A 26,637-nucleotide genomic window follows, 5' to 3' on the forward strand; every position below is an offset into this window, starting at 1 on the left:
GCGACCGGGAATCGGACAAACGGCCTGATCGGCGCGGTCGTCGGGGATCTTAGGCCGCGCTTAAGGAAGGGATCGGGACCGATTAAAGGTCGAGACCATTTTCCCCGCCGGCTCGCCGCTCCCCCTCCTGCCCGGCTCCCCCGGCTGCCTGCGCGAACGGCGCCTGCGCATGGAACCCCGGTGTCCCTTGCGCTCCGGTGTGCCGCCGTCCAGCTGGATCCAGATCCGCACCTCGGTCCCGCCGAGCACCGACGAGCCGATCCGCACGTCCCCGCCGGTCGACTCGGCGAGCCGGCGCACGATGTCCAGGCCGAGGCCCGTCGACCCGGCCGTCCCCGATCCGCGCCCCCGGGCCATCGCCGACTCCGGGTCCCGGATGCCCTGTCCGGCGTCGGAGACCAGCATGATCACCGCGTCGTCCCCGTTGTGCACGTCGACCGCGAAGGCGGTGCCCTCGGCGGTGTGCCGGAAGACGTTGCCGAGCAGCGCGTCGAGCGCGGCGGCCAGGTCGGCGCGGGCCACCGGTATCCGCACCGGCCGGTCGACCCCGGCCACCCGCCACTTGCGGCCCTCGTCCTCGGCGAGCGCCGACCAGAAGCCCATCCGCTCCCGCACCACCTCGGCCGCGTCGCACCCGGCGCCCGGTCCGGCGGTCGCCGTCTGCGGCTTGGCCTCGCGGGCGGTGCGGATGATGGTGTCCACCTCGCGTTCCAGCTGGGCGACGGCGGCCCGGGTCTGCTCGGCGGCCGGCCCGTCCCCGAGCGAGGCCGCGTTGAGCCGGAGCACGGTGAGCGGGGTCCGCAGCCGGTGCGAGAGGTCGGCGGCCAGCTCCCGCTCGTTCGCGAGCAGTTGGACGACCTGGTCGGCCATCGAGTTGAACGCGGCCGCCGCCAGCCGCAGTTCGGTCGGGCCGTCCTCGGGCACCCGCGATCCCAGCTTGCCCTCGCCCAGTTCGTGCGCGCCCTCGACCAGCCGCCGGGCCGGGCGCACCATCCGTACGCCCAGCCGGTCGGCGACGGCGACCGAGCCGACGATCAGGGCCAGGCCGACGGCGGCCAGCACCGCCCAGGCCGTGAAGACGCCGTGGGTCACCTCGGACTCGGGGACGTACACCTCGACGACCGCGATGGCGCCGGAGCCGAGCGCGACAGGCTGGAGCAGCGTCGAGCCGCCCGCCACCCCGGTCGTGGAGGCACGCCCCAGCTTCCGTACGGTCGCTATGTCCCGGCCGGCGGCGCGCTGTTGTCCGATGTCGACGGCGGCGCCGCCCGCGGACGCGGGGATGTGCACGGCCATGCCCCGGTCGGCGCCGGCCGAGGCCACCACCCGCTCCAGCTTGTCCCGGTCGGTGGTGATGGACAGGGCGGGCGCGACGGCGGCCGCCTCCCGCTCGGCGTTGGAGAAGGCGCGGTCCCGGGCCATCTCCTTGACCACCAGGCCGAGCGGGACGGCGAACGCGACCACGACCATCGCGGTGACCGCAAGACAGACCTTGACCAGTGCCCATCTCATCCGACCGGCCTCGCTTCCGCGCCCGGCGGCTCCAGCTTCACACCGACCCCCCGAAGGGTGTGCAGATAGCGCGGGCTGGCCGCCGTCTCCCCCAACTTCCGCCGCAGCCAGGACAGGTGCACGTCGATGGTCTGGTCGTCCCCGTAGGACTGCTGCCAGACCTCCGCGAGCAGTTCCTTGCGCGGGACGACGACGCCGGGCCGCCCCGCCAGGAAGGCCAGCAGGTCGAACTCGCGCCGGGTCAGGTCGAGGCGTGCTCCGTCCAACTCGGCCTGCCGGCGCAGCGGGTCGACGGTCAGGCCGCCGACCCGGAGCACGCTGGAGGGTGCCGCCTCGCCTCCGCCCGACCGCGCCCGGCGCAGCACGGCGGCCATCCGCGCCGACAGGTGTTCGACGGAGAACGGCTTGGTGAGGTAGTCGTCCGCACCGGCGTTGAGCAGCCGGACGACCTCCGACTCGTCGTCCCGGGCGGTGGCGATGATCACCGGGACGTCGGTGATCCCGCGCAGCATCTTCAGGGCCTCGGAGCCGTCCAGGTCCGGGAGTCCGAGGTCCAGGACGACCACGTCGAAGCGGAAATGGGCGACCTCGCGCAGCGCCTCCAGTGCCGTGCCGACGCTGCGCACCGTGTGCGAGGCGTCGGTGAGATGCCGGATGAGCGCCGAGCGGACGAACTGGTCGTCCTCGACCACGAGCACACTTGCCATGCGCCGCACCGTACGCCATGCGGCCGGTGCGGGCCGGAGCCTGTGGACAACTCGGGTCGGGTGCGCACGGCGGTACGGCTGAGGCAGTATGGCCCGCGATGCGCAGAGGACTCGTACACGTACTGGCTTGGCTGCTCGCCACGGGCGCGGCCGTCACGCTGTCGTGGTGGGGTGTCCACACGGTGATGGCGGGCACGGCCTACGACCCGCCGCGCGCCCTGCCGATCACGGCGGCCGACGACGGTCCGACGACGCAGGGCTCCAAGCCGCTGGCGCCTGCCACGTCCCGGCCGCCGGTCCCGTCGCCCGCCGTCTCCTCCCGTGCGCCGTCGGCTCCCGCCCCGACGCCCAGCCGCACCGCGCCGACCTCGGCGGCCCCGTCCGCGTCCGCCGCCGCGTCCGGCGAGGTCAAGGCCTACGACACCGACGGCGGCCGGGCGGTCTTCGACCTGGGCGACGCCGACGCGACCCTGGTCTCGGCGACGCCGGGCACCGGCTGGTCGATGCAGGTGTGGAAGACGGAGACCTGGATCCGCATCGAGTTCAGCAGGAGCACCGACCGGGTCTCGGTGTTCTGCACCTGGCACGACGGTCCGCCGCACGTGCAGGTCGAGACCTACTGACCGGGCGTCACCGGAACACCGACGGCGGCGGCGACGGGGAGGCCACCGCCACGTCGTCGTGCACGGCGGCGGCGCCGCCCGTGAAGTCCCGTAGCGCCCGGCCGTGTTCGACCCGGGCGGGGTGCGAGTCGGAGGCGCAGCGCCGGGTCAGTTCCGCGACTGGCAGCGGTGTGTCGGCCGCCACCAGGACCGCGTTGCCGAACCGCTTCCCGCGCCACACCGCCGCGTCGGCGGCCACGGCGGTCTCGGCGAACCGTGCCCCCGCCGTGGCGATCTGCGCCTTCAGGTAGGCGAGCGGCGGGCCGTCCGCGAGGTTCGCCGCGTACGTGCCGCCCGGCCGCAGCACCCTGCGCACCTCGTCGAGGAACTCCGTGGACGTCAGGTGCGCCGGTGTGCGCGCTCCGCTGAACACATCCGCTATGACCAGGTCCGCCCAGCCCTCGGGCACCTTGGCCAGTCCCTGGCGGGCGTCCGCGGACCGCACCCGTATCCGGGCGTTCGGATCCAACGGCAGCTCCCGTCGTACCAGTTGGACGAGGGCCGCGTCGCGTTCGACGATCTGCTGGGTGGACCGGGGCCGGGTCGCCGCGAGGTACCGGGCCAGCGTGAAGGCGCCGCCGCCGAGGTGTACCGCCTGGACCGGCCGGCCCGGCGGCGCGACCAGGTCGATCACGTGGCCGAGGCGGCGCTGGTACTCGAAGGAGAGGTGGGCCGGGTCGTCGAGGTCGACGTGCGACTGCGGGGCGCCGTCGATGAGCAGGGTCCAGGCCCGGCCGCGCTCGGGGTCGGGGATCAGCTGGGCGAGGCCGCCGTCGACGGCCTCGACCACGGCTTCGGCGGTGGCCGCCGACCGGCGCCGTGCGTTCCTGGACTTGCCCATGGGGCCATTTTCGCAGGCCGTGGCGGCACCGGACATTCAGCAGCAGCTGTCGGCCGCCTCGATCAGCCGGGCCGCCTCCCCGAGCGCCCTGCGCAGCACCGCCGGGTCGGTCGCCAGGTCGGCCTCGCCGGGCGGCAGCAGCCAGTCGGAGCCCTCGACCGGCGGCTCGGGGCAGAGCCGCAGACCGCGTCCTTCGGTCCCGGTGCAGGTGCTCCCCGGCACGTCCCAGGCCGCCGCCGTACCGGCCGGCACCACGAAGCCGAGGGTGCCGCCCCCGTCGTCGTGGAGCACCGGCCCCACCGCGTCCCCGGATCCCCGGCGCAGGATGTCGACCGCCTCCAGCCCCTGCCGGGCCGGCACCGTGACTAGGTCGCACCCCGTGTCGTCTGCCGCCGGATCCGGCGGCGGCGTACAGGGATCGTTGCTCTGGCTGGTCTCCATCCCGGCCTCCACCGCGCAGCCCTCTTGCCGTCCGTGACGTCCAACGCGCCACGGCGTCAACGGCTACGGCGAAAGTCAGCCGCAAAGGATGGCAGTTCATGGCAGATCGTGCATGAGATATCCGGTTTGTAGCCAAACCCTGCGTCACGGGTCCACCACAGCAGGTACGTTCTTGCCCGCCGGAATCAGGGGTCCACTCGGACAACTCACCACAAGTCCGGCATGGTTCGACGGTTCGCACGAGAGGACCCGGCCATGACGTCGTCCATCACGACCTCGTCGCAGCCCGATCGGCCGGTACGGCCGAACCACACCTTCCGGCAGCTGCGCGGCCGGCACTCACCGGCCGAGTTCGCCGCGCTGGTGCGGCGCGCCGCCCGCGAGATCGGCGAGCGTGTGAGCTGTGACGCGCGCTACATCGGCCGGGTCGAAGCGGGTGAGATCCGCTGCCCGAACTACGCGTACGAACGGGTGTTCCTGCACATGTTCCCCGGTCGCACGCTCGCCGACCTCGGCTTCGCGCACCGCTCCGCGGTCCGCGGCCGCGGCGCGCGTCCGGCCGGGGACGTACCGCTCGTCCTCGCCGTCGGTGAGACGCGCGGGCCGGTCGATCCGTATGACCCGCAGGACGGGTCCGAACAACAGGACAGGTTTGAAGAGCAGGACAGGCATCACCCGCACAACACGTACGAGACGCACGACAACTACGAGGAGAGCGACGTGCTGCGTCGCCTATTCATGACCGGCGGAGGCGCCACGGTGGCCGCCGCCACGCTGGGCCCCCTGGGGTCCACCATCGACGCGGTGGCCGCGAACCGGCCGCTGCACCGTGCCGGGTCCTCGCACGCGGCCGCCCTGGAAGAGGCCGTACGCCGGATCCGGCTGCTCGACGACCGGCACGGCGCGGACGGCCTGTACCGGCGCGCGGCGGCTCCGCTGCGCGCGGCGTACGCGCTGCTGGACGCGGGCGCGACCCGGCAGACGACCGCCGAACGCCTGCACTCGGGCGCCGGTGAACTGGCCATCTCGGTGGGCTGGCTGGCCCACGACTCCGGCCGCTTCGACGACGCCCGCTCGCACTACGCGGAGGCGCTGGCGACGGCCCGGATGACCGGGGACCAGGGGCTGGAGGCGCACGCCTTCTGCAACACCGCGTTCCTGGCCCGGGACGCGGGCCGGCCGAGAGAAGCGGTGCGCGCGGCCCAGGCCGCGCAGCGCGTCGGCCGGCCCCTGGGCTCAGCCCGCCTGATGTCGCTGCTGGCGCTGCGCGAGGCGGGCGGCTGGGCCGGGCTCGCCGACCGCACCGGCTGCGAGCAGGCCCTGGCGCGGGCGCAGGCACTCTTCGAGCGGGGCCACTCGGACGCCGACCCCGAGTGGATGAGCTTCTACGGAGAGGCCGAACTGGAGGGCCTGGAGGCGCAGTGCTGGTCCACGCTGGGCGACTGGCGGCGGGCCTCCCGGCACGCGCGCCGGGCCGCCGAGCTGCAGGATCCGCACTTCACGAGGAACATCGCGCTGTACACGGCGGAACTCGCGGACGACCTCGCCCGCGGCGGGCGCCCCGACGAGGCCGCGCGGGCCGGACTGCGGGTCCTGGACCTGCTGGACCAGGTCCAGTCGTCGCGGATCCAGGGGATGCTGGCGGGGACGGCCCGGGTGCTGCTGCCGCACCGCAGGGCCGGCGGGGTCCAGGAGTTCCTGGACCGGCACGCGTCCACTCCGCGGGTCGTGTAGCGGCGGCCGACCGTACGGCGCGGGTGCGCGGGAGCCGGTCGCGTGGCTCCCCGCGCCCTCGCGGGCGCCCCGCGGGCGCCGTCAGCCCGCCAGGTGCCCCAGGTCGTTCCAGCTCTCGATCGCGGGCTCGCCGTAGGCCCAGCCGAGCACCGACAGCGACGTCGGGTTCAGCCGGATCCGCGCCGCGAAGTCCAGCGGCAGGCCGAGCCACCGGGCGCCGATCGACCGCAGCACGTGCCCGTGGGCGAAGACCAGCACGTCCCGGTCGGCGGAGCGGGCCCACGCCACCACCTCGTCCGCCCGCGCGGTGACCTCGGCGGTCGTCTCGCCGCCGGGGACGCCGTCGCGCCAGATCAGCCAGCCGGGGCGGACCGCCTGGATCTCCGCCGGGGTCAGGCCCTCGTACGCCCCGTAGTCCCACTCCATCAGCGTGTCCCAGCGCTCGGCCCGCTCGCCGAATCCGGCGAGTTCGCACGTCTCGCGCGCGCGTGCCAGCGGGCTGGTGCGCACCTCGGCGTCCGCGAGGCCGTCGTACGGCGGCCGGTGCAGCCGCTCGCCCAGCAGCTTCGCCCCGCGCCTGCCCTCCTCCAGGAGCGGTACGTCGGTCCTGCCGGTGTGCTTGCCGGACAGCGACCACTGCGTCTGTCCGTGCCGGGCCAGCAGGATGCGCGGTGCCATGAGAGACGAAACCCTTCGGGAAATATTCGCAAGCGGGACCCCTCCATCATCGCCCACGCTGGGTAGGCGCCTGGAACGGGCAACCCGGCGGGCGGTCCCGGCGTCTTTGAGGGCTGAGCGCCCCGCATGGCCGGGAATGCGCGCGACGTAAAGTGTCACGGTCGGTGCGCCGGGTGCCGCGCGGACAGGGACGAGAAGGGGGAGGCAGTCGGATGCCGCAGACCGAGAAACCGGGCACCGAGGTGATCGCGCCGACCCGGCTGCGCTGGTGGACCGAGCTGCCGCTGATACTGCTGGTGTACGGCTGCTACACGGCCGGCCGGCTGCTCGCGCGCGGGGACACCTCGACCGCCGTCGACCACGGCCTGGCCCTGCTGCGCATCGAGAAGGCCCTGCGTCTGAACGCCGAGCACCCGCTCAACCGCCTGTTCACCCGCGAGCCCTGGCTCGGGATACCCGCCGACTTCTGGTACGCCTCGCTGCACTACGTGGTCACCCCGGCGATCCTGGTCTTCCTGTTCCGCAGGCGTGCCGAGGTCTACCGGCGGGCCCGCACCTGGCTGATGACGTCCACCTTCATCGGCCTGATCGGCTTCACCCTGCTGCCCACCTGCCCGCCCCGGCTGCTGGAGGCGAAGTACGGCTTCGTCGACACGATGGCGCAGTACAGCTCGTACGGCTGGTGGGGCGGCGACGCCAGCGCCCCGCGCGGTCTGGGCGGCATGACCAACCAGTACGCGGCGATGCCGAGCCTGCACTGCGGCTGGGCCCTGTGGTGCGGGGTCATGCTGTGGCGGCACGGCGGCAACCGGCTGACCAAGGTGCTCGGCGTCGCCTACCCGCTGCTCACCGCGCTCGTGGTCATGGGCACCGCCAACCACTACCTCCTGGACGCGGTGGCGGGCGTGTTCGTGATGGGCGTCGGCTACCTGCTCGCCCCGTACGTGATGCGGGCCGCGAACGCCGTCCGGATCCGGATGACCCGCGGCACCTCACTGGTCGCAGCCCGCTCGGACGGCGCAGTTTCCCCGATTGTCAGTGACGGATGCCAGACTTCGGCGGGTGAGCGAATCCCATCGCAGCGCGAGCCCCGGCTCGCCTCCGGAGCCGAACCGGACGTCTCCCCCACCGACGCGGGGGACGGCGCTCCGGCACCGGCTCGCTGAGCTGCGCGGCCCCGACGTCCCCGCCAAGGCCCTGGACGCGCGCGCCCTCGCGGCGCTCGCCGCGAACCCGGGCTGCAGACGGCGGGCGATCCTGGACGGCGCCGGGGTGGACAAGACCGCGCTGGCGAGCGCGCTCGGCTCACCGTCGGCCTTCGGCCAGTCCCAGTTCGCGCTGACCCGCGGCAACGCCTTCGAGGCACGCGTGAAGGCGGACGGCGGGGCGGAGTTGCTGCGGCTGGTGCGACGGCATCTCGACCCGGGCGCCGAGCCGTCCGACCGGGCCGCCGTGCCCGACCTGTCCGCGACCGGCCCCGAGGGACGCACGGCCCGTACGGCACTGGCGCTGCGCGAGGCCGGCGAGGCGGGCGGCTGGGTCCTCCTCGACCATCCGATGCTCGCGCTCCCGGTGGCCGGCTCGCCCGCGTTCCTGGAGCCGGACGCCGTGGTCGTGCACCCCGACGGCAGCTGGACGGTCGTCGAGATCAAGTCCTTCCCGATGCTGGACGGTTCGGCGGACCCGGCCAAGGTCGGGGCGGCCGCCCGGCAGGCCGCGGTGTACGTGCTGGCCCTCGAAGAGGTCGCGGCCCGCCTGGACCCCGCGCCGCGCGTGCGCCACGACGTGCTGCTGGTCTGCCCCAAGGACTTCTCCAACCTGCCCACCGCGGCCGCCGTGGACGTCCGCAAGCAGCGCGCGGTCACCGCCCGCCAGCTGGCCCGGCTCACCCGCATCCAGGACATCGCGGACACCCTCCCCGAGGGCACCTGCTTCGCGCCCGGCCTGCCCGCGGAGCAGCTGGCCGAGGCCGTCGAGGCGGTCCCGGCGGCCTACGCGCCCGAGTGCCTGTCCGCCTGCGAACTGGCCTTCCACTGCCGGCAGCGTTCCCGCGCGGCCGACGAGGTCACCCAGCTCGGCCGCGCGGTCCGGGCCGAGCTGGGCGGACTGGCCACCGTCGCCGACGTCCTGTCCGCGGCGCGCGGCGACAGCGGCGACCCGGACGACCCGGCGGTGGCGGCCCTGCGCCGGGCGGCGGCCCTGCGCGCCGAGGCGCTCGCCGTCCAGGGGGCCGTGTGTCCCTGATCACCACCCTCGCCCGGCTCGAAGCCGTGAGCACGGGCACCGCACGGCCCGCCGCGACCGTCCGCCACCGGCACCTGTCCGCGCACCCGCTCGTCTTCGTGCCGCTCACCACCTCGGGTGAGGCGGGAGCGCCGCTCGGCGCCCTGGTCGGCACCGACCGGGACGCGCCGCGGCTGCTGGCCGTACCGCAGCCGCGCGACCGTGACCTGCGGTTCGCGTTCCTCGCCGAACTCGCCGACGTCGTCCTGCCGTACCTGGAGTCCTACGCCGCCTCGGTCGAGGCGGCCGAGCGCACCGAGACCGACCCGGAGACCGGAAAGCGGGTCAAGGTCGAGGTGGAACTGTGCGCGGACGCACCGCAGTTGATCGTCCCGGGCCGCGCGGGCATCGACTACGTACGGCTGCTCGGGCGGTCGATGCGGTTCCGTCGTACGGCGGAGCAGGACCCGGAGACGCCCTACCCGGCCCCGCCGCGGGTCCCGCTGCTCGGCCGCTGGCTGACCCACTTCGGCGAGCGCGCCCGCGTCCCCGGCTCCTCGCTCCTGCTCGCCATGACGGACCTGCTCTCCCGGCACTGGGCGACCGGGCAGTCCGGCGTCGAGGACCAGCACCTGGGCGCGCTGCTGGCCTGGATCGCGCCTCCCGAGGGGAGCACGGGCGCGGCGGCCGCACGGGTGGCCGAACTCGCCCGGGACGGCGACGGGCAGCTGCTGTGCCCGCCGGCCGGCCCGGCCACCGACCCGGCGTTCGACAACAAGCTGCTGGCTCCCGCCTTCGAGCGGTACGACCGCGCGCGTACCGCCCTGGCGGGCGCCGAGGACGGCCTGCAGGCCGACGCACGGCTCGCGGTCCTCACCGCCGCCGAGCGGGAGATCCGCGACCTGGTCGCGAGCCGGACCCGGCCCGCCTGGGACGCGGTCTGGCAGGGCCTGGACCTGCTGCGCGGGCTGCCGGAGGGTGCCCGGGTCGAGGAGCGGTGGACCCGCGACCGCTGGTCGTTCACCGGCCACCGGGACCGGGTGCTGGCCGGCGAGCCGCCGCAGCCCCGCCGTGACGACGCGGTCACCGCCGCCAACAAGCTGGCCGGCCGGGAGCGCGAGCAGGCCCGTCTGGACGCCCAGGAGGCGCTGGACGACCCGCTGGTGATGGCGGGCCGGCGGCTGTCCGGGGAGGCGTTCGCGGGCGAGGTCCTCGACGTCGTCATGGCGTACAGCGAGGGCAAGCGGCCCAGCCCGCGCCCGCTGGTGACCGTGCGCACGGAGGACCGGCCGCACCTCGGGGAGCGTGCCAAGGCGTACCGGTCGCTGGACGGCAGGCCGCAGTCCATGGAGTTCGCCGGGTACGAGGCGGAGGGGGTCCTGGTGCTCCGGGTCCTGGACAAGATGGGCCGGGGCAAGGAACCGGAGGAGGGGTCGGTGCCGGAGAAGGGCGACCGGCTCGTCTGGACCCTGTTCGAACACGAGCAGCGCGGCGGGGCGAAGCTGCCCGACCCGGAGGCGACCCCGTGGACCCACGGCGGGCCGCCCGGCGAGGCCGCGGCGGAGAGGGCCGACACGGTGACCGAGGAGGACGTGCTGTGACCGTCGACGCCGGCTTCGACCCGGGTGCCGCCGCCGGGCGCGCCACCGACGCGATCCTCCACGACACCCTGCACGGCACCGACCGCGGTGTGGTGGTGGACTCCCCGCCCGGTGCGGGCAAGTCCACGCTGGTGGTTCGCGCCGCCCTGGAGCTGGCCGCCGCGGGCCGCCCGCTGATGGTGGTCGCGCAGACCAACGCGCAGGTCGACGACCTGGTCCTCAGGCTCGCCGAGAAGAACCCGGAGCTGCCCGTCGGCCGGCTGCACAGCAGCGACGCCGACCCGTACGACAAGGCGCTGGACGACCTGCCCAACGTCCGCAAGTCCGCGAAGGCGGCCGACCTGCGCGAGGCGCCGGTGGTGCTGTCCACCGCGGCGAAGTGGGCGCACGTCACGGTGGACGAGCCCTGGCGGCACGCGATCGTCGACGAGGCGTACCAGATGCGTTCGGACTCGCTGCTGGCCGTGGCCGGGCTGTTCGAGCGGGCGCTGTTCGTGGGCGACCCGGGCCAGCTGGACCCGTTCGCGACGGTGGGCAGCGAGCAGTGGGCGGGCCTGTCGTACGACCCCTCGGCCTCGGCGGTCTCCACCCTCCTCGCCCACAACCCGGACCTGCCGCAGCACCGCCTCCCCGTCTCCTGGCGGCTCCCGGCGTCCGCGGCGCCGCTGGTCTCCGGCGCGTTCTACCCGTACACCCCGTTCCGCAGCGGCACCGGCCACGGCGACCGGCGGCTGTCCTTCGCCGTGCCCGGCGACGGCTCGGGACCCGACCGGGTGATCGACGAGGCGGCGGAGTCCGGCTGGGGCCTGCTGGAGCTGCCCGCCCGGCACACCCCGCGCACCGATCCGGAGGCGGTCCGGGCGGTGGCCGCGGTGGTACGACGGCTCCTGGACCGGGGCGGTGCGGCGCTGTCCGAGCGCTCGCCCGATCCGTCCCCGCTCACCGCCGAGCGGATCGCGGTCGGCACGGCCCACCGGGACCAGGCGTCGGCGGTCCGCGCGGCCCTCGCCGAGCTGGGCGTGACGGACGTCACCGTGGACACGGCGAATCGTCTCCAGGGCCGCGAGTACGACGTGACGGTCGTCCTGCACCCGCTGTCCGGCCGCCCCGACGCCACCGCCTTCCACCTGGAGACCGGCCGCCTGTGCGTCCTGGCCTCCCGGCACCGCCAGGCCTGCATCGTGGTCTGCCGCGCCGGCGTGACCGACCTCCTGGACGACTACCCCTCGACCGAACCCGTCCAGCTGGGAACGCTGGTGAAGTTCCCGGACGGCTGGGAGGCGAACCACGCGGTACTGGCCCACCTCGCCGAACACCGCGTCACCTGGCGCCCCTGAACCCGGCGGGCGCCCACCCCCACCCGCCGGACGGAGTCCGGCACGCCGCCGCAGGCGGCCGAAGAACACAGCCCGGACGGCTGGGAGGCGAACCACGCGGTACTGGCCCACCTCGCCGAACACCGCGTCACCTGGCGCCCCTGAACCCGGCGGGCGCCGGGGTCGTGAGCGGAGAGTGAGACGGCGGCCTCGGGGTGGGCTTGCGCGGGCGCGAGAGAATGGACGGTGGCCATCGAGCCGCAGGCACCGAACCGTACGAGGAGGACCAGACATGGCGGAGCCCACGCCGCGTCGGAACGAACCGCGGCTACGCCCCGCGCACCTGCTCTTCGAGCCGGTGGCGGCGGTCGCCGACCCGGAGCACTTCTTCGGCCTGGAGTCGATGGACGACCCCGGGGCGCTGCTGGCGCGTGCGACCGAGCTGACCCAGGCGTTCCGGGGAGCCACCGACCGGGCGGTGGAGTTCCAGGCCATGGCCGCCGCGCAGCTCGCCGACCCGCGCCGCTTCGACCGGCTGACCGCGGCCGACATCGCCGCACGGGCCGAGTGGACCGAGGACTACGCGAAGAAGATGGTCGAGTTCGGCCGGGACCTGCTCAAGGGCAGCGAGGACGCGGAACCGGCGGAGCCCGTCTAGAGCGTCGGCATATGCCAGGCGGGTGCCAGGCGGGCAAGATACCCGCTCCCTCGTCGGGCGTCCCGGTTTTCCACAACTCACCGCGAGCGGCGGCTCACGGTCGGTATCAATTCCTCATGAGCCGCACACCGTACGAGACGCCCCCGCAGGCCCCCGGCGACCACTCCGACGCCGCCGGGGTCACCTCCGACGGAGCCGCCTGGCTCGCCTCGGCAGGAACGTATCCGCGGAGCACGCTCGCCCTCTGGGAGGAGCGGCCGGACGCCCCGGTCGTGCTGCCCTGCGGCGCGGTGTTCGACGTGGTGAACACCCCGGCGGTGTTCGGCCGCCGCATGCTGGACCGGCTGTGGGACGAGGGGCCGGGCTCCGGGCCGGTCGCGGTGCGCCGGGGCCGGATGCTCCTGTTCGCCGCGCCCGGCACCGCCGCCCGGCTGCCGTCGCTGCTGGACTGGGAGGAGTGGGGCGGCCGCGGCCAGGCCGTCCCGCCGCTGCTGTGCCACGGCACCGGCGACGCGGTGACCGTGCCGGCCCTGCGCGGCGGCCCGTCCCCGGCCGACACGCGCTGGCTGGTCGCCCCGGACACCCGGCACCCCTGGCTTCCCGGGCCGGAGATTCTCCTCTGGGCCGCGGTACGGGCGGCCCGCTCGGCCGTGCGGATATCGATTTTTCCTCCCGCCGATCAGGATGCTAAGGTCTACGACGTCAGCAGGCGCCGCTAGCTCAGTTGGTTAGAGCAGCTGACTCTTAATCAGCGGGTCCGGGGTTCGAGTCCCTGGCGGCGCACGCGAAGAAGACGAGAGGCCAAGCTCCTGTGAGCTTGGCCTCTCGCGCGTGCGGCCCCCGTCCCCCGGCGCCCGGGGATCAGCCCAGCTCTCCCGGCGTGATCTTCACGTTCCACGCGCCGGACGCCGTCCGCCCCTCCACCTCGACCTTCACGCCGTCCCCCGGGACCGTGAAGCTCTCGCCGAGGGCGACCGGGGCGTCGGCCAGCGGCGGGTAGACGGAGTTCTCCCAGCAGGCCTCGGTGCGCGGATGGGCGTCGATCACCTCGATCGGGCCACCGCCGGAGGCCGTCTCGTCGCGGACCCGGTAGACGAGGACGCCCTCCCGGCAGCCCGCGCTGTCGTTGCCGGACGTGCCGCGCGCCTCGAAGGCCAGCACGGTGTCGGGCCCGGTGCGCACCACCGCCAGCTTGGTGCCGCCGCCGAGCCCGAAGGCGGGCGCGCCCGCGGCGCCGCTGTCCGCCGCCCCCGGCCCGGCGGACAGCGTCTCCAGGGTCAGCCGGCTCGCGCCGGTCCCCCGTACGCACACCACCTGGCGCGGATCCAGCCAGCCCAGCTTCCACTTGTGCCAGGCGAAGAGGTCCGGGGACAGCCCGAACTGGCTGCCCATCAGATCCCAGTCACCCACATAGGTGTCCCAGTCGCCCTTGCCGTCCACCGGGCGGTGGTAGAGGTCCGGGAGGTCGAAGACGTGCCCGGTCTCATGGGCGAGAACCAGCCGGTCCGGCGGATGCTTCTCGAAGACGGTGACGACCCGGCGTACGTCCGTGCCGTCGACGTGCACCGGGGCGTCCATGTTGACGACCTTCGTGGCGTCGGAGTCGACGCCCGGCGCGTCCGGGTCGGCGACGAAGTACACGACGTCGTAGTGCGAGAAGTCGACCTCGGGATCGGCCGCGGCGAACGCGTCCCGCAGGTAGGCGGCCCGCAGCGCGAGGCTCCAGTCGCGCTTCATGCCGTAGGCGACCGAGGGCCGGGGCATCCGCAGCCAGTGCGTCAGCGGGTGCGGCCGGATGGTGAACTTCCCGTAGGAGGCCTGCTCGAAGTAGCGGCTGGTCGCCGGGAAGTGATCGGCGGCCAGCTCGGCGGGGGTGGTGCGCGGGACCCCGTCCGGGAAGGAGAGGAAGACCATCACGGCGGAGAGCGGCCGGGTGGGGCGGGTGTAGTCCGCGTTCCAGGTGTCGACGCCCTCGGAGTGATGGGCGTCGGTCCGGTGCAGGGCACAGGGAGCCGTGGAGAACGGCTCGGCGGCCGACGGTCCGGTGAGGATGGTCGTTGCGACGAGCGCCGACATCGTGGTGAACACGGCGGCGGTGCTGCGCAGCAGGAGACGCGGCACGGAAGGACCTCCGGGGCGGTTCGCGGGACACCGCCACCCAGCCTGTGTGCATTTGTCATCTTATGACCTGTTTATCTGCCCCAGAAGGGTGAGGAACCCGAACGGCCGACACCCCGGGAAACTCACGGAACGTCACAAGTGACCAGACGACTCAAGAACCCGTCCAGGTGCGGGCAGAAACGATCTGTCAGAACCGGTGCTTCATCGTGGACACTGGACTGTGGCTGGAAGGCCCTCGGGCCAGCCTCTATGATCGGCACACTTTCCTGCACGGACAGAGATCGAGTGCACTGCGGGAGCGAGCGGTGAGCGGAACGTCCGAAGGGCCGACGCCCGCGGCAGACCTCGACCGGTCCGCCGTCACAGACAGTGACAACATCTGTCGGAAGTCGTACGACGAGGCGACCGACCCGAAGCCAGACGAGACAACAGAGATCACCACGACGCCAGCGACGACCGACGGGACGCCGGATCCGAAGACGTACGAGCACGTCTTCACGTCCGCCGCGCTGCCCATGGCCGTCGTCGGCCGCGACGGCCTGGTCAGCACCGCCAACGCGGCGTTCGGCTCGCTGATCGGCGCCGACCCGGCCGGTCTGACCGGGCGGATCGCCGCCGATCTCCTGGACCTGGCCTCCGACGCCCGCACCTGGCACGCCTACCGCGAGGTCCTGCGCGGCCGCCAGGCCCGGCTGCGCTGCGCCCGGCGCATCAAGCACCCCGACGGGCACTCGCTCTGGGTCCAGGTCACCGTCTCCCCGCTGGCGAAGGACACCCCGGGCGTGCTGCTGTCGGTCTCCGACATCAGTGCCCGCCGTGAACTCCAGGCCCGGCTGCGGCACTTGCAGATGCACGACCCGGTGACCCGGCTGCCCAACCGGACGCTCTTCTTCGAACGGCTCTCGGCCGCGCTGGAGACGGAGTCCTACGAACAGAGCGGTACCGGCCGAATCGGCCTGTGCTATCTGGACCTTGACGGTTTCAAGGCGGTCAACGACACCCTCGGCCACCGGGTGGGCGACCGGCTGCTGGCCGCCGTCGCCGAACGGCTGACCCGGATCGCCGACGACGCGGGCTTCGCACGGACCGGGGTGCCGCTGGTGGCCCGGCTCGGCGGCGACGAGTTCGCCCTGCTGGTCGAGGACTCGACGGGCACCGAGCAGCTGGCCGATCTGGCCGAGTCGGCGCTGGCGGCCCTGCAGGCGCCGTTCGACCTGGCCGGCCAGCGGCTCTCCCTGTCGGCCTCCATCGGGGTCGTGGAGCGCCACGCGGCCGGGACCACGGCCACCGGCCTGATGCAGGCCGCCGACACGACCCTCTACTGGGCGAAGGCCGACGGCAAGTCACGCTGGACGCTCTTCGATCCGGAGCGCAACGCCCACCTGGTCACCCGGCAGGCCCTGTCCTCCACCCTGCGCCCGGCGATCGAGCGCGGCGAGTTCGTGCTCGAGTACCAGCCGCTGGTGGGCATGGAGGACGGACGGCTGAGCGGGGTCGAGGCGCTGGTCCGGTGGAACCACCCGCAGTTCGGCACGCTGACGCCGAATCGGTTCATCGGACTGGCGGAGGAGGACGGCTCGATCGTCCCGCTCGGCCGCTGGGCCCTGACCACCGCCTGCCGCCAGGCCCGCCGCTGGCAGCTGGACCACCCCGGCGAACCGCCGATCTTCGTGAGCGTCAACGTGGCCGTGCGCCAGGTCTGGGACTCCGACCTGGTCGCCGACGTGGCGGAGACCCTCGCCGAGACCGGCCTGGCGCCGCACCTGCTCCAGCTGGAGCTGACGGAGTCGGCGGTGATGGGCTCGGCCGGCCGGCCGCTGCAGGCCCTCCAGGCCCTCAGCGACATGGGCGTCCGCATCGCCATCGACGACTTCGGCACCGGCTACTCCAACCTCGCCTACCTCAGCCGGCTGCCGGTGTCGGTCCTCAAGCTCGACGGCTCCTTCGTCCGGGGCTTCCAGTACGACGACCCGGGCGACCGTCCGAACCCCGCCGACGAGGTCGTGGTGGAGGCGATGATCCAGCTGGCCCACCGGCTCGGCCTCACCGTCACCGCCGAGTGCGTGGAGACCTCGGCGCAGGCCTCCCGGCTGCGGCACATCGGCTGCGACACCGGCCAGGGGTGGCTGTACTCCCGGCCGGTGGCACCGGACCGCATCTCCGAACTGCTGGACGGCCGGACCTACGCGGAGACCCCGGCCGGCAAGCCGTAGGCGTCGGCGATCAGTTCGTAGGAGCGCAGCCGCAGCTCGCCGCGGTGGGCGTGCGTGGTGAGCATCAGCTCGTCGGCGCCGGTGCGCTTGTGCAGGTCGTCGAGACCCGCGCGCACCTCGTCGGCCGTGCCGTGCACGATGTTGGCGGTCCAGGACTGCACGAACTCCTCCTCCATCGGGGAGAACGTGTGGTTCTCGACGTCGTCCGGGTCCGGGAACAGACCGGGGCGTCCGGTGCGCAGCCGCAGCATGTTCACCGCGCCGGCCCGCACCTGGCGCCGGGCCTCGCGCTCCTCGTCCACGGCGAGCGCGGAGACGCCGATCAGGGCGTAGGGCTCGTCGAGGACGGCGGACGGCCGGAAGGACTCGCGGTACAGGTCCAGGGCCGGGACGGTGTTCTGCGCGGAGAAGTGGTGCGCGAAGGCGAACGGCAGTCCGAGCATGCCGGCGAGCCGGGCGCTGAAGCCGGAGGAGCCGAGCAGCCAGACGACCGGCCGGTGCGGGGACTGCACGCCGCCGGGGCTGGTGCTCTGCACGGGCCCGGGGATGGCGTGGATCCGGCGGTAGGGGTGGCCGTCGGGGAAGTCGTCGTCGAGGAAGCGGGTGAGTTCGGCGAGCTGCTGCGGGAAGTCGTCGGCGCCCTCGTTGAGGGTCGGGGTGCGGCGCAGCGCGGCCGCGGTCGCCCCGTCCGTGCCCGGCGCCCGGCCGAGGCCGAGGTCGACGCGGCCCGGGGCCATCGCCTCCAGCGTGCCGAACTGCTCGGCGATGACGAGCGGCGCGTGGTTGGGCAGCATGACACCGCCCGAGCCCAGCCGGATGCGTTCCGTGTGCGCGGCGAGGTGGGCGAGGATCACGGCGGGCGAGGAGGAGGCCACCCCGGGCATGGAGTGGTGCTCGGCGACCCAGTACCGGTGGAAGCCGCGCGCCTCGGCGAGCCGCGCCAGCCGTACGCCGGTGCGCAGCGCGTCGGTGGCGGTACTGCCGGTGCCGACGGTCACCAGGTCCAGTACGGAGAGGGGGACGGGGGCCGTCCCGTGCGTGGTGCCCCGGATCTCGTCTGCCGACACGGTGAGAGCCTCCTGTTACGACCGATCTGTACGGAGGGCCATAACAGGAGGATGGCTCCGGTTATTCCCGGTCCCGCGGACGGGACCGGGCGCACCCCGCGGGCCGGTCAGGCCTGGACGATCGGCTGGCGGGTGAAGAGGGCGCCGAGCGCCGGTTCGTTCACCCGGCGGTCGGCCAGCCGCAGGCCCTCCCAGACGGTCACCTGGTTCGCCGTGAGCACCGGCTTGGACAGCGTCTTCTCCAGGAGCGGCAGGTGGGCCGCCGTGTGCAGGGCGGTGTCCGGGAGGAGGACGGCCTCGGCGCCGGTGTCGTCGGCGGTCCTGGCCAGGGTGAGCACGTCCTCCTCGCCCCACGTGCCCACCTCCGCGGCGGTGACGATCCCCGACGAGCGGACCGCGGTGACCTCCAGGCCGCCGGCCCGCAGGAAGTCCGCGAAGAGCCGGGTCACGTCCTCCGGGTAGGTCGCGCCGACCGCCACCCGCCGCACCCCGAGCTCCCGTGCCGCGTGCACGAACGCGAAGGACGTGGACGACGCCGGCAGCCCGGCCGTCCGGGCGAGGTCGCGGATCTGCTGGTGGGCGCCCTCCCATCCGTACACGAAGCTGCCGCTGGTGCACGCCCACAGCACCGCGTCGGCGCCCGCGAGCCGCAGTTCGTCCACCCCGGCCGCCAGCCGGATCGCCGATCCCATCTCCCGCAGCGCGTCCTCCCGGTGCGCGTCCTCGCCGATGTCGGTGTGGACGACGTCCAGCCGGATGTCGCTGCCGAGGAGCTGCTCGATGCGCGGATAGTCGTCCTCCGCGGAGTGTCCCGGATAGAGGATTCCGAGCGCTGTCATGTCCACCCTTCCTGCTGTTCTTCCGGCAGTACGGGCCACTCCCGCGGCGCGGATCCGTCGGGATGACGGATCAGCGTCTGATAGGGCCCAACGGCTCGGGTACCCAGCCTGCGCAGCGCCGCCCACATCGTGACCTGGTTGGCCGACAGGACGGGCAGCCGCAGCTCGGCCTCCAGCTGGGGGATGACGTCGTAGGTGGGCAGGTTGGTGCAGGAGATGAACAGGGCGTCGGCGGCTCCGGGTCGCACCGCGCGCCGGGCCATGGCGACCACGTCCCGGTACGGCACCCGCCAGATGTGCCGGGTCAGCCCCATGAACGCGCAGCCGGCGACCTGGACGCCCGCCTCGGAGACGTACTCCTCCAGGACCCGCGTGACCGACACGGTGTACGGCGTGACCAGTGCGAGCCGTCGTACGCCCAGCTCGGTCAGCGCGTCCAGCAGCGCGCCGGAGGTGGTGAGCGCGGGCACGGCGCCGGAGCGGGTCATCGCCTCGCACATCGCGCGCTCCCCGGCGATCCCGCCGACGAAGCTGCCGGAGGTGCAGGCGTAGGCGACCACCTCGGGGGCGACGGCGGTCAGCGCGCGCACCGCCTCGCCGAGCGTCTCGTGCTCGCTGACCAGCCGGGCCAGGTCGAGGCCGACCTCGACCGGTACGAACGGCGTCCGGGTCAGGTGCAGGGAGACGTCGTCGGGCACCCAGCGCCACAGCTCACGGTCGAGCGCGAAGTCGAACGGCGCCACGACGCCGACACCGCGCTGGGGACGGGGTCCGCCCAGAAAGGAGACGTCCATGGGAAGTCACCGGCCTCACTGGAAGTCGAGGGGCAACGGTCGATGGTCACGCCCGTGTTGACGAAGGTAGGTTCGGGTGCGAGCGTGGTCAATCCGCACATCTCAGACGCTCGATCCGCCCATGTCAGACGCTGCCGGACGCCGGGAGACCGCCCCGAATGACGCCGCCCGTCCCCACCGTGCTGGTCCTCGACGCCGACCCGCCCCCGCGGCTCGGCAGGCTCACCGGCCGCGCCCGGATCGTGCACACGGACGCGGCGGGCCTGGCGGCCCGGCTGCCCGCGGCCGACGCCCTGCTCGTCTGGGACTTCACCTCGCACGCCGTCCGCGAGGCCTGGCCGGGCGAGGGGCCGCGGCCGCGCTGGGTGCACACGGCGAGCGCGGGCGTCGACCACCTGATGTGCCCCGAACTCGCCGCGTCCGACACGGTCGTGACGAACGCGCGCGGAATCTTCGACCAGCCCATCGCCGAGTACGTGGCCGCGCTGGTCCTCGCGCTCGCCAAGGACCTGCCGGGAACCCTCGGCCACCAGCGGGAGCGGACCTGGCGGCACCGCGAGGCGCGCCGGGTGGCCGGCACGCGCGCGTGCGTGGTGGGCTCGGGGCCGATCGGCCGGGCCGTCGTCCGCACCCTCAAGGCGCTCGGTGTCACCACCGCGCTGGTGGGCCGCGTCCCGCGCACCGGCATCCACGGTCCCGGCGATCTGGACCGGCTGATGTCCCGTGCGGACTGGGTGATCGCGGCCGCGCCGCTGACCGAGCAGACGTACCGCATGTTCGACGCGCACCGCTTCGGCGTGATGCAGCCCTCCGCCTCCTTCATCAACGTCGGCCGGGGCCAACTGGTCGACGAGGACGCGCTCGTGACGGCGCTGGCCCGGCGGTGGATCGCCGCAGCGGCCCTGGACGTCTTCGCCACCGAACCGCTGCCCGCCGACAGCCCGTTGTGGCGGGTGCCCGGCCTCCTCGTCTCGCCGCACATGAGCGGGGACACGGTCGGCTGGCGGGACGAACTGGGAGTTCAGTTCGTGGAGTTGTACGAGCGGTGGGCGGCGGGCAGGTCTCTGGTGAACGTGGTCGACAAGAAGCGCGGTTACGTGCCCGGTCACTGACCCTCGGGAGGATGCCCCTCATGCAGCTCACCGACCTCACCGCCCGGCAACTCCTCGACGGCTTCCGCACCGGCGAGTTCGGCCCGCAGGAGGCCGCGCGGGCGGCCCTGGACCGGGCGGCCCGGATCCAGCCGGAGGTCAACGCCTTCGTCCGGCTCACCGAGGAGGAGGCGCTGGCCCAGGCGGCCGAGTCGGAGCGGCGGTGGCGGCGGGGCGAGCCGAAGGGCCTGCTCGACGGGGTCCCGGTGACGGTCAAGGACATCCTGCCGATGCGCGGCCACCCGACCTTGCGCGGCTCCAGGACCATTTCCCCGGAGGGGAGTTGGGACGAGGACGCGCCGTCGGTCGCCCGGCTCCGGGAGCACGGCGCGGTGTTCGTCGGCAAGACGACCACGCCCGAGTTCGGCTGGAAGGGCGTGACCGATTCCCCGCTGACCGGGATCACCCGCAACCCGTACGACCCCTCGCGCACCGCAGGCGGTTCGAGCGGGGGCAGCGCGGCGGCCGTCGCCCTGGGTGCCGGGCCGCTGTCGCTGGGCACGGACGGCGGCGGCAGCCTGCGCATCCCGGCGGCCTTCTGCGGGATCTTCGCCCTGAAGCCGACGTACGGCCGGGTGCCGCTCTACCCGGCGAGCGCCTTCGGCACGCTGTCGCACGTGGGGCCGATGACCCGGGACGCGGCCGACGCGGCCCTGCTGCTGGACGTCATCGGCGCGCCGGACGCCCGGGACTGGTCGGCGTCGGCGCCGGCGCCGGGTTCGTTCGCGGCGGGGCTGGACGGGGGCGTGCGCGGACTGCGGGTGGCGTTCTCGCCGGCGCTGGGCGGTCAGGTGGCGGTCCGTCCGCAGGTCGCGGCGGCGGTGCGGCGGGCGGTGGCGGGGCTGGCCGGGCTGGGCGCGTACGTCGAGGAGACCGACCCGGACTTCAGCGATCCGGTGGAGGCCTTCCACGCCCTGTGGTTCGCCGGGGCGGCCCGGGTGGTCCAGCGTCTCTCCCCGGAGCAGCGGAAGCTGCTGGACCCTGGGCTGCGGGAGATCTGCGGGCAGGGGGCCCGGCTGAGCGCGCTGGAGTATCTGGCGGCGGTGGACGCCCGGATGGACCTGGGCCGCCGGATGGGTCTCTTCCACGAGCGGTACGACCTGCTGGTGACGCCGACGCTGCCGGTCACGGCGTTCGAGGCGGGCGCGGAGGTCCCGGAGGGCTCCGGGCTGCGGCGCTGGACGGGGTGGACGCCGTTCACGTACCCCTTCAACCTGACCCAGCAGCCGGCCGCGACCGTCCCGGTGGGCGTGGACGGGGACGGGCTGCCGGTGGGGCTGCAGCTGGTGGCCGCCCGCCACCGGGACGATCTGGTGCTGCGGGCGGCCCACGCGCTGTACGAGGCGGGCCTGGCCTCGGTACCGCCGGACCGCGCCGTGGCGGCCTGACGGACCGGCGCGTGTCAGGCGGCGCCCGGCGCCGGGCGCCTCACGCCCTGCGGAAGGCCAGGGTCTCCCCCGCCGCTCCCGTCCGCCACAGGTCGTTGCAGGCCTCGGCGAGTTCCGGCAGTCCGGTCACCACCTCGCCCCACACGATCCCGGGCACCCAGCCCACATCGCCGTTGAGCAGCAGGTTGTTGCGTTCGTAGAAGAGGGCCAGGTCGACGACGGTGGATCCGGCGCGGACCTCGCGGTCGTAGCCGTAGGCCTTCGTGCCCAACTCCGCTCCGGCGAAGGAGAAGTAGCAGAGGTCGCCGGGGACGGGGGTGACGGTCGGGTTCTCCAGGGGCGGTTCGGTCGCCGCGAATGGCGGGAACAAGGCGTAGATCTCGTTGCGGGCGTACTTCGCGTGGTACACGTCACCGGCGAGCGGCAGCGCGTCCCAGACGGCGGCGCAGGTCACCGGGGCCCGGTCGTCCAGCAGCCGGGCCGTGGCACCGACCCCGCGGGTGACCAGCGAGACTTCGATGAATCGATCGGCCATGCCGTCCATCATGCATAACTCGAATGGCCTCGGGTAGCCGCGCCGCCATGGCTCCACCACTTACGAACGATACAGACACATCTGGGTATGAATCCAGACAAACCAGGAGGGCAGTGCTCGCGGGTGCCGCCGCACTCGGCGCACTCGCCGCCGCCGGCTGCACCCGGGTGGCCGCCACGACCGGCTCCGGCGGCGGTGACCTGCTGGAGCGGCTGCGCGCCCAGGGTGTCGTACGGCTCGGCATAGCCGGTGAGATCCCCTTCGGATTCATCGACAGGAACGGCGAACTCACCGGTGAGGCACCGGAGCTGGCGAAGGCGGTCTTCAAGCGGCTCGGGGTCGACAGGGTGCAGCCGGTGCCGACCGAGTTCGGCTCGCTCATACCGGGCCTGAACTCGCAGCAGTTCGACGTGGTGGCAGCCGGGATGTACGTGAACCCCGAGCGCTGCGAGCAGGTGATCTTCGCCGATCCCGACTACCAGATGCTCGACTCGTTCATCGTGCGCAAGGGCAACCCCAAGGGTCTGCACAACTACAAGGACGTCGTCGCGAAGAAGGCGAAGTTCGCCACCGGCACCGGGTACGCGGAGATCCAGTACGCGGTCGAGGCCGGGTACAAGGAGAGCGACATCCTGATCGTGCCGGACCAGGTCGCCGGGCTGAACGCGGTGGAGGCCGGGCGCGTGGACGTCTTCGCCGGAACCGCGCTCACCACCCGCGAGGTGGTCAAGAAGTCCGCCAAGGCCGAGGCCACCAAGGCCTTCGCGCCGCTGGTCGACGGCAAACCCCACGTCGACGGCGGCGCCTTCGCGTTCCGGTCGGCCGAGACGAAGCTGCGGGACGCCTTCAACGTGGAACTGCGCAAGCTCAAGAAGAGCGGCGAACTCCTCCGGATCCTCAGGCCGTTCGGCTTCACCGAGGCCGAGATGACCGACCTGACGGCCGAGCAGCTGTGCGGGGGAGGGAAGAACGGATGACCTCGGGACTCTGGGACCTCGTCCTCAAGGGTGTCTGGACCACCGTCCAGCTCCTGGTGCTCAGCGGGCTGCTGATGACGGCCGTGGCCTTCGTGGTGGGCGTGGCACGGACCAGCCGGCTCTGGATCGTGCGGTTCCTCGCCGGCCTCTACACCGAGGTGTTCCGCGGCACCTCGGCACTCGTGATGATCTTCTGGGTGTTCTTCGTGCTGCCGGTGGCCTTCGGCTGGCAGCTGGTACCGCTGTGGGCGGGCACCCTCGCGCTCGGACTGACCTACGGCGCCTATGGCTCGGAGATCGTGCGCGGCGCGCTGAACGCGGTCGACCCGGCGCAGCAGGAGGGCGGGATCGCCCTCAGCTTCACGCCCTGGCAGCGACTGCGGCTGATCCTGCTGCCGCAGGCGGTGCCGGAGATGATCCCCTCCTTCTGCAACCTGCTGGTCGAACTCCTCAAGGGGACCGCGCTGGTGTCGATCACCGGCATGGGCGATCTGGCGTTCAGCGGGAACCTGGTGCGCCTCGCGCTGCAGGAGAGCGCGCACATCTACACGTATCTGCTGCTGATCTACTTCGTGATCGCGTTCGCCATCACCCGGCTGATGCGTGGCCTGGAGAAGCGCCTGAAGGCCGGGATCGGCAAGGACCCGGGCAGTGAACGCAGCGCGCGCGAGGAAAAGCGCGCGCGGACGACCGGGGTCGGTGGTGTCGCGTGAAGTGGGACTGGAGTGCCGTCAGCGAGTTCATGCCGCACTTCTGGGACGGCCTGCTGGTCACCCTGCAGGCGCTGGTGCTCGGCTCGCTGATCTCGTTCTCGCTGGGGCTGGTGTGGACGCTGCTGATGCGCGCGCCGACGAGGTGGGTGCGCTGGCCGGTGGGCGTGGTGACCGAGTTCGTCCGCAACACCCCGCTGCTGGTGCAGCTGTTCTTCCTGTTCTACGTGCTGCCCGAGTGGGGCCTGACGTTCTCCGCGCTGACCACCGGTGTCTTCGCGATCGGCCTGCACTACTCGACGTACACCATGCAGGTCTACCGGGCCGGCATCGAGGCCGTGCCCGTCGGCCAGTGGGAGGCGGCGACGGCACTGAACCTGCCGGCGCGCCGGACCTGGACGGTGGTGATCCTGCCGCAGGCGCTGCGCCGGGTCGTGCCGCCGCTCGGCAACTACGTGATCTCGATGCTGAAGGACACGCCGATCCTGATGTCGATCACGGTCCTGGAGATGCTCGGGCAGGCGCGGCTCTTCTCCCAGCAGCACTTCCAGTTCACCGAGCCGGTGACGGTGATCGGCGTGGCCTTCATCGTCATCTCCTACCTCGCCTCCCTTCTTCTGCGCACCCTGGAGCGTCGCCTTGTCCGTTGAGACCAGCAAGCAGCCGAACACCCCCGACACGACCTCCGGCGAGCTGATCCGCATCGAAGGGGTCACCAAGCGGTTCGGGGACAACACCGTCCTGGACGGCCTCGATCTCAGCGTGCAGGCCGGCCGGCACGTCACCCTGATCGGGCCCTCCGGCTCCGGCAAGACCACCATCCTCAGACTGCTGATGACGCTGACCAAGCCGGACTCGGGCACCATCACCGTCGACGGGCAGCGGCTCTTCCCGGCGTCGGAGAAGGAGCTGCGGGAGGCCCGCAAGCAGATCGGGATGGTCTTCCAGCAGTTCAACCTGTTCCCGAACATGAGCGTGCTGCGCAACCTCACCGAGGCCCCGGTGACCGTGCTCGGCCTGCCGAAGGAGGAGGCGGAGGCGCGCGCCCGGGAGCTGCTGGACCTGGTGGGCCTCGCCGACAAGGCCGACGAGCGGCCGACCCGGCTCTCCGGCGGCCAGCAGCAGCGGGTGGCGATCGCCCGCGCCCTGGCCATGCGGCCGAAGGTGCTGCTCCTGGACGAGGTGACCTCCGCGCTCGACCCGGAGCTGGTCGCGGGCGTCCTGGACCTGCTCAGGGACATCGCCCGCACCACGGACATCACCATGCTCTGCGTGACCCACGAGATGAACTTCGCCCGGGACATCTCCGACCAGGTCCTGATGTTCGACGCGGGCCGGATCATCGAGGCGGGTCCGCCGGAGCAGATCTTCAGCGACCCGGAGCAGGAGCGGACCCGGGAGTTCCTCAGCGCGGTGCTGTAAGCGTGCCACCACGAACCGTCGTAAAAGATTCCCGGCGCCGGGCCGTGGTTACAGGAAGTGAACGCTCGATCACCCGAGGTCCGGCGGTCGGCTCATTCCGCTGACATATGCCGGACGGTCTTCGCCGCAGCTCGGAGGGCCGGAATCTCGCCAACACCCCCTCCGTTTCGGGCCGGTGGCCGTTATCGTGGAGAGGATCCGCTGTCCGGATCACGGCCCAAGCAGTGCTGCCGGAGCAGCATCGCCGAGCGAGCGCAGGGGGATTCACCGTGGCGCTGAAGCACGAGCCGACCGCCCCGTACCACTCCGCCCAGGACGCACTGCGGGTCCTGGAGACGGTGGCGGGGCACGCCGACGGCGTCACCGACACCGAGCTGGCACGCCGCAGCGGGCTCGGCCCCGAGCGGCTGACCGCGCTGCTGCGCATGCTGCGCCGCGAGGGCTACGTCGAGCAGGCCGGGGACGGCGCCTGGGTCACCGGCGAGACCCTGCGCCGCCTCGGCTCCGCGCACGACCGGGAGCACGCCCTCGGCGAGCGGCTCCAGCTGACCCTGGACCGGCTGCGCGACTCGGTCGGCGCGGCGGTCTACCTCAGCCGGTACGTCGACGGCGAGGTGCGGATCGGCCCGTACGCGGCCGGCCCCGGCACCCCCGCGGTCAACGAGTGGGTGGACTTCCGCTCCTCCGCGCACGCCACCGCGATCGGCAAGAGCCTGCTCACCCAGCTCGACCACGACGGCCGCCGCGACCACCTCTCCCGGCACAAGATGGCCCGCCTCACCTCGCGCACCATCACCAGCGACAAGCTGCTGCTGTCCCGGCTGGCGGCGCAGCCGCCGACCGTGCCGGTCCTGGACCTCCAGGAGTACGCGATCGGCACGGTGTGCGCGGCGGTGCCGATCACCGCCGGCTCCGCGGTGGGCTGCCTGGCGCTGTCCCTGCCGGTCGAGCACGCGCACCGGCTGCGGCAGGCCGCCGACGCCCTGAACCGCGGCGCGGCCCCGGTGCTGCTGTCGCTGGCCATCTGAGACCGGCCGAGGCTGGTCG

26 protein-coding genes and 1 tRNA gene are annotated in these 26,637 nt (G+C 73.2%); 17 read left to right on the forward strand and 10 right to left on the reverse strand.

What is annotated here, in order from left to right:
* Positions 1–60: 60 nt before the first annotated feature.
* Together ACIQOE_RS05930 and ACIQOE_RS05935 are read right to left on the reverse strand one after the other, a co-directional pair.
* Positions 61–1,512, reverse strand: coding sequence for a HAMP domain-containing sensor histidine kinase (locus tag ACIQOE_RS05930; protein ID WP_365565478.1), 1,452 nt, complete (start codon positions 1,510–1,512; stop codon positions 61–63).
* On the reverse strand, positions 1,509–2,219 hold the full coding sequence (locus ACIQOE_RS05935) for a response regulator transcription factor (RefSeq protein WP_351323052.1): 711 nt from the start codon (positions 2,217–2,219) through the stop codon (positions 1,509–1,511). The genes ACIQOE_RS05930 and ACIQOE_RS05935 overlap by 4 nt, the downstream gene beginning before the upstream one ends.
* 98 nt (positions 2,220–2,317) lie before the next feature.
* Between ACIQOE_RS05935 and ACIQOE_RS05940 the strand changes: the two genes are divergently transcribed.
* Positions 2,318–2,842, forward strand: a complete 525-nt coding sequence (locus ACIQOE_RS05940) for a hypothetical protein (RefSeq protein WP_365565475.1) — start codon at positions 2,318–2,320, stop codon at positions 2,840–2,842.
* Positions 2,843–2,849: 7 nt separating this feature from the next.
* On the opposite strand, the gene ACIQOE_RS05945 is transcribed toward ACIQOE_RS05940, so the two are convergent.
* Positions 2,850–3,722: a spermidine synthase gene (locus ACIQOE_RS05945; RefSeq protein ID WP_401409852.1), complete on the reverse strand. Its 873-nt coding sequence runs from the start codon at positions 3,720–3,722 to the stop codon at positions 2,850–2,852.
* Positions 3,723–3,758: 36 nt separating this feature from the next.
* Positions 3,759–4,163 (reverse strand): hypothetical protein, encoded by a 405-nt coding sequence (locus ACIQOE_RS05950; protein ID WP_351323049.1) that lies wholly within the window; start codon positions 4,161–4,163, stop codon positions 3,759–3,761.
* Positions 4,164–4,418: 255 nt separating this feature from the next.
* Here ACIQOE_RS05950 and ACIQOE_RS05955 point away from each other — a divergent pair, with 255 nt between their 5' ends.
* Positions 4,419–5,897 (forward strand): hypothetical protein, encoded by a 1,479-nt coding sequence (locus ACIQOE_RS05955; protein WP_365565470.1) that lies wholly within the window; start codon positions 4,419–4,421, stop codon positions 5,895–5,897.
* A gap of 81 nt (positions 5,898–5,978) precedes the next feature.
* On the opposite strand, the gene ACIQOE_RS05960 is transcribed toward ACIQOE_RS05955, so the two are convergent.
* Entirely contained in the window at positions 5,979–6,575 is a 597-nt protein-coding gene (locus ACIQOE_RS05960; protein WP_351323047.1) for a histidine phosphatase family protein, read from the reverse strand.
* A 212-nt stretch (positions 6,576–6,787) separates the two neighbouring features.
* Between ACIQOE_RS05960 and ACIQOE_RS05965 the strand changes: the two genes are divergently transcribed.
* From ACIQOE_RS05965 to ACIQOE_RS05995, 7 genes are all read left to right on the forward strand, one after another.
* On the forward strand, positions 6,788–7,741 hold the full coding sequence (locus ACIQOE_RS05965) for a phosphatase PAP2 family protein (protein WP_351323046.1): 954 nt from the start codon (positions 6,788–6,790) through the stop codon (positions 7,739–7,741).
* Positions 7,638–8,819, forward strand: a complete 1,182-nt coding sequence (locus tag ACIQOE_RS05970) for a hypothetical protein (protein WP_401409855.1) — start codon at positions 7,638–7,640, stop codon at positions 8,817–8,819. Before ACIQOE_RS05965 ends, ACIQOE_RS05970 begins: the two co-directional genes overlap by 104 nt.
* Positions 8,810–10,399, forward strand: a complete 1,590-nt coding sequence (locus tag ACIQOE_RS05975; RefSeq protein WP_401409857.1) for a hypothetical protein — start codon at positions 8,810–8,812, stop codon at positions 10,397–10,399. Before ACIQOE_RS05970 ends, ACIQOE_RS05975 begins: the two co-directional genes overlap by 10 nt.
* Positions 10,396–11,736: an AAA domain-containing protein gene (locus ACIQOE_RS05980; protein ID WP_351323044.1), complete on the forward strand. Its 1,341-nt coding sequence runs from the start codon at positions 10,396–10,398 to the stop codon at positions 11,734–11,736. Before ACIQOE_RS05975 ends, ACIQOE_RS05980 begins: the two co-directional genes overlap by 4 nt.
* Positions 11,737–12,007: 271 nt before the next feature.
* Positions 12,008–12,373 (forward strand): hypothetical protein, encoded by a 366-nt coding sequence (locus ACIQOE_RS05985; RefSeq protein ID WP_351323043.1) that lies wholly within the window; start codon positions 12,008–12,010, stop codon positions 12,371–12,373.
* Between the two features lie 116 nt (positions 12,374–12,489).
* A complete protein-coding gene (locus tag ACIQOE_RS05990; RefSeq protein ID WP_401409860.1) occupies positions 12,490–13,092 on the forward strand; it encodes a bifunctional DNA primase/polymerase in 603 nt (200 codons plus the stop codon).
* Positions 13,083–13,156, forward strand: a tRNA-Lys gene (locus ACIQOE_RS05995). Before ACIQOE_RS05990 ends, ACIQOE_RS05995 begins: the two co-directional genes overlap by 10 nt.
* 78 nt (positions 13,157–13,234) lie before the next feature.
* Here the strand turns inward: ACIQOE_RS05995 and ACIQOE_RS06000 are convergent.
* Positions 13,235–14,449, reverse strand: a complete 1,215-nt coding sequence (locus ACIQOE_RS06000; protein ID WP_365565484.1) for a M6 family metalloprotease domain-containing protein — start codon at positions 14,447–14,449, stop codon at positions 13,235–13,237.
* 350 nt (positions 14,450–14,799) lie between these two features.
* Here ACIQOE_RS06000 and ACIQOE_RS06005 point away from each other — a divergent pair, with 350 nt between their 5' ends.
* On the forward strand, positions 14,800–16,707 hold the full coding sequence (locus ACIQOE_RS06005) for an EAL domain-containing protein (protein WP_365565461.1): 1,908 nt from the start codon (positions 14,800–14,802) through the stop codon (positions 16,705–16,707).
* Here the strand turns inward: ACIQOE_RS06005 and ACIQOE_RS06010 are convergent.
* The 3 genes from ACIQOE_RS06010 to ACIQOE_RS06020 all read right to left on the reverse strand — a co-directional run bounded on the left by ACIQOE_RS06010 (position 16,677) and on the right by ACIQOE_RS06020 (position 19,407).
* The gene (locus ACIQOE_RS06010) at positions 16,677–17,774 is read right to left on the reverse strand and encodes an LLM class flavin-dependent oxidoreductase (protein ID WP_401409862.1); all 1,098 of its coding nucleotides are present in this window, start codon (positions 17,772–17,774) and stop codon (positions 16,677–16,679) included. The two genes, ACIQOE_RS06005 and ACIQOE_RS06010, sit on opposite strands and share 31 nt — an antisense overlap.
* A 107-nt stretch (positions 17,775–17,881) precedes the next feature.
* Positions 17,882–18,613 carry an aspartate/glutamate racemase family protein gene (locus ACIQOE_RS06015; protein WP_351323039.1) on the reverse strand — a complete coding sequence of 244 codons (732 nt, stop codon included), beginning with the start codon at positions 18,611–18,613 and terminating at the stop codon, positions 17,882–17,884.
* A complete protein-coding gene (locus tag ACIQOE_RS06020; RefSeq protein ID WP_351323038.1) occupies positions 18,610–19,407 on the reverse strand; it encodes an aspartate/glutamate racemase family protein in 798 nt (265 codons plus the stop codon). The genes ACIQOE_RS06015 and ACIQOE_RS06020 overlap by 4 nt, the downstream gene beginning before the upstream one ends.
* A 158-nt stretch (positions 19,408–19,565) precedes the next feature.
* Between ACIQOE_RS06020 and ACIQOE_RS06025 the strand changes: the two genes are divergently transcribed.
* Positions 19,566–20,519, forward strand: a complete 954-nt coding sequence (locus ACIQOE_RS06025; RefSeq protein WP_351323037.1) for a D-2-hydroxyacid dehydrogenase — start codon at positions 19,566–19,568, stop codon at positions 20,517–20,519.
* 11 nt (positions 20,520–20,530) lie between these two features.
* Positions 20,531–21,946, forward strand: coding sequence for an amidase (locus ACIQOE_RS06030; RefSeq protein ID WP_401409867.1), 1,416 nt, complete (start codon positions 20,531–20,533; stop codon positions 21,944–21,946).
* Between the two features lie 40 nt (positions 21,947–21,986).
* On the opposite strand, the gene ACIQOE_RS06035 is transcribed toward ACIQOE_RS06030, so the two are convergent.
* Complete coding sequence (locus ACIQOE_RS06035) at positions 21,987–22,481, reverse strand: DUF3830 family protein (protein WP_365565455.1); 495 nt, start codon at positions 22,479–22,481, stop codon at positions 21,987–21,989.
* Positions 22,482–22,528: 47 nt separating this feature from the next.
* On the opposite strand from ACIQOE_RS06035, the gene ehuB reads away from it, so the two are divergent.
* The 5 genes from ehuB to ACIQOE_RS06060 all read left to right on the forward strand — a co-directional run bounded on the left by ehuB (position 22,529) and on the right by ACIQOE_RS06060 (position 26,618).
* A complete protein-coding gene (ehuB, locus tag ACIQOE_RS06040) occupies positions 22,529–23,458 on the forward strand; it encodes an ectoine/hydroxyectoine ABC transporter substrate-binding protein EhuB (RefSeq protein ID WP_399008034.1) in 930 nt (309 codons plus the stop codon).
* Positions 23,455–24,171 carry an ectoine/hydroxyectoine ABC transporter permease subunit EhuC gene (gene ehuC / locus ACIQOE_RS06045; RefSeq protein WP_365572038.1) on the forward strand — a complete coding sequence of 239 codons (717 nt, stop codon included), beginning with the start codon at positions 23,455–23,457 and terminating at the stop codon, positions 24,169–24,171. The genes ehuB and ehuC overlap by 4 nt, the downstream gene beginning before the upstream one ends.
* Positions 24,168–24,818 (forward strand): ectoine/hydroxyectoine ABC transporter permease subunit EhuD, encoded by a 651-nt coding sequence (gene ehuD, locus ACIQOE_RS06050; RefSeq protein ID WP_351323032.1) that lies wholly within the window; start codon positions 24,168–24,170, stop codon positions 24,816–24,818. Before ehuC ends, ehuD begins: the two co-directional genes overlap by 4 nt.
* A complete protein-coding gene (ehuA, locus tag ACIQOE_RS06055; RefSeq protein WP_351936411.1) occupies positions 24,808–25,590 on the forward strand; it encodes an ectoine/hydroxyectoine ABC transporter ATP-binding protein EhuA in 783 nt (260 codons plus the stop codon). The genes ehuD and ehuA overlap by 11 nt, the downstream gene beginning before the upstream one ends.
* A gap of 269 nt (positions 25,591–25,859) precedes the next feature.
* Complete coding sequence (locus ACIQOE_RS06060) at positions 25,860–26,618, forward strand: IclR family transcriptional regulator C-terminal domain-containing protein (protein ID WP_365565449.1); 759 nt, start codon at positions 25,860–25,862, stop codon at positions 26,616–26,618.
* The last annotated feature ends 19 nt before the right edge of the window (positions 26,619–26,637 follow it).

It is taken from the genome of Streptomyces sp. NPDC091282 (assembly GCF_044757385.1).
GTDB lineage: Bacteria > Actinomycetota > Actinomycetes > Streptomycetales > Streptomycetaceae > Streptomyces > Streptomyces gramineus.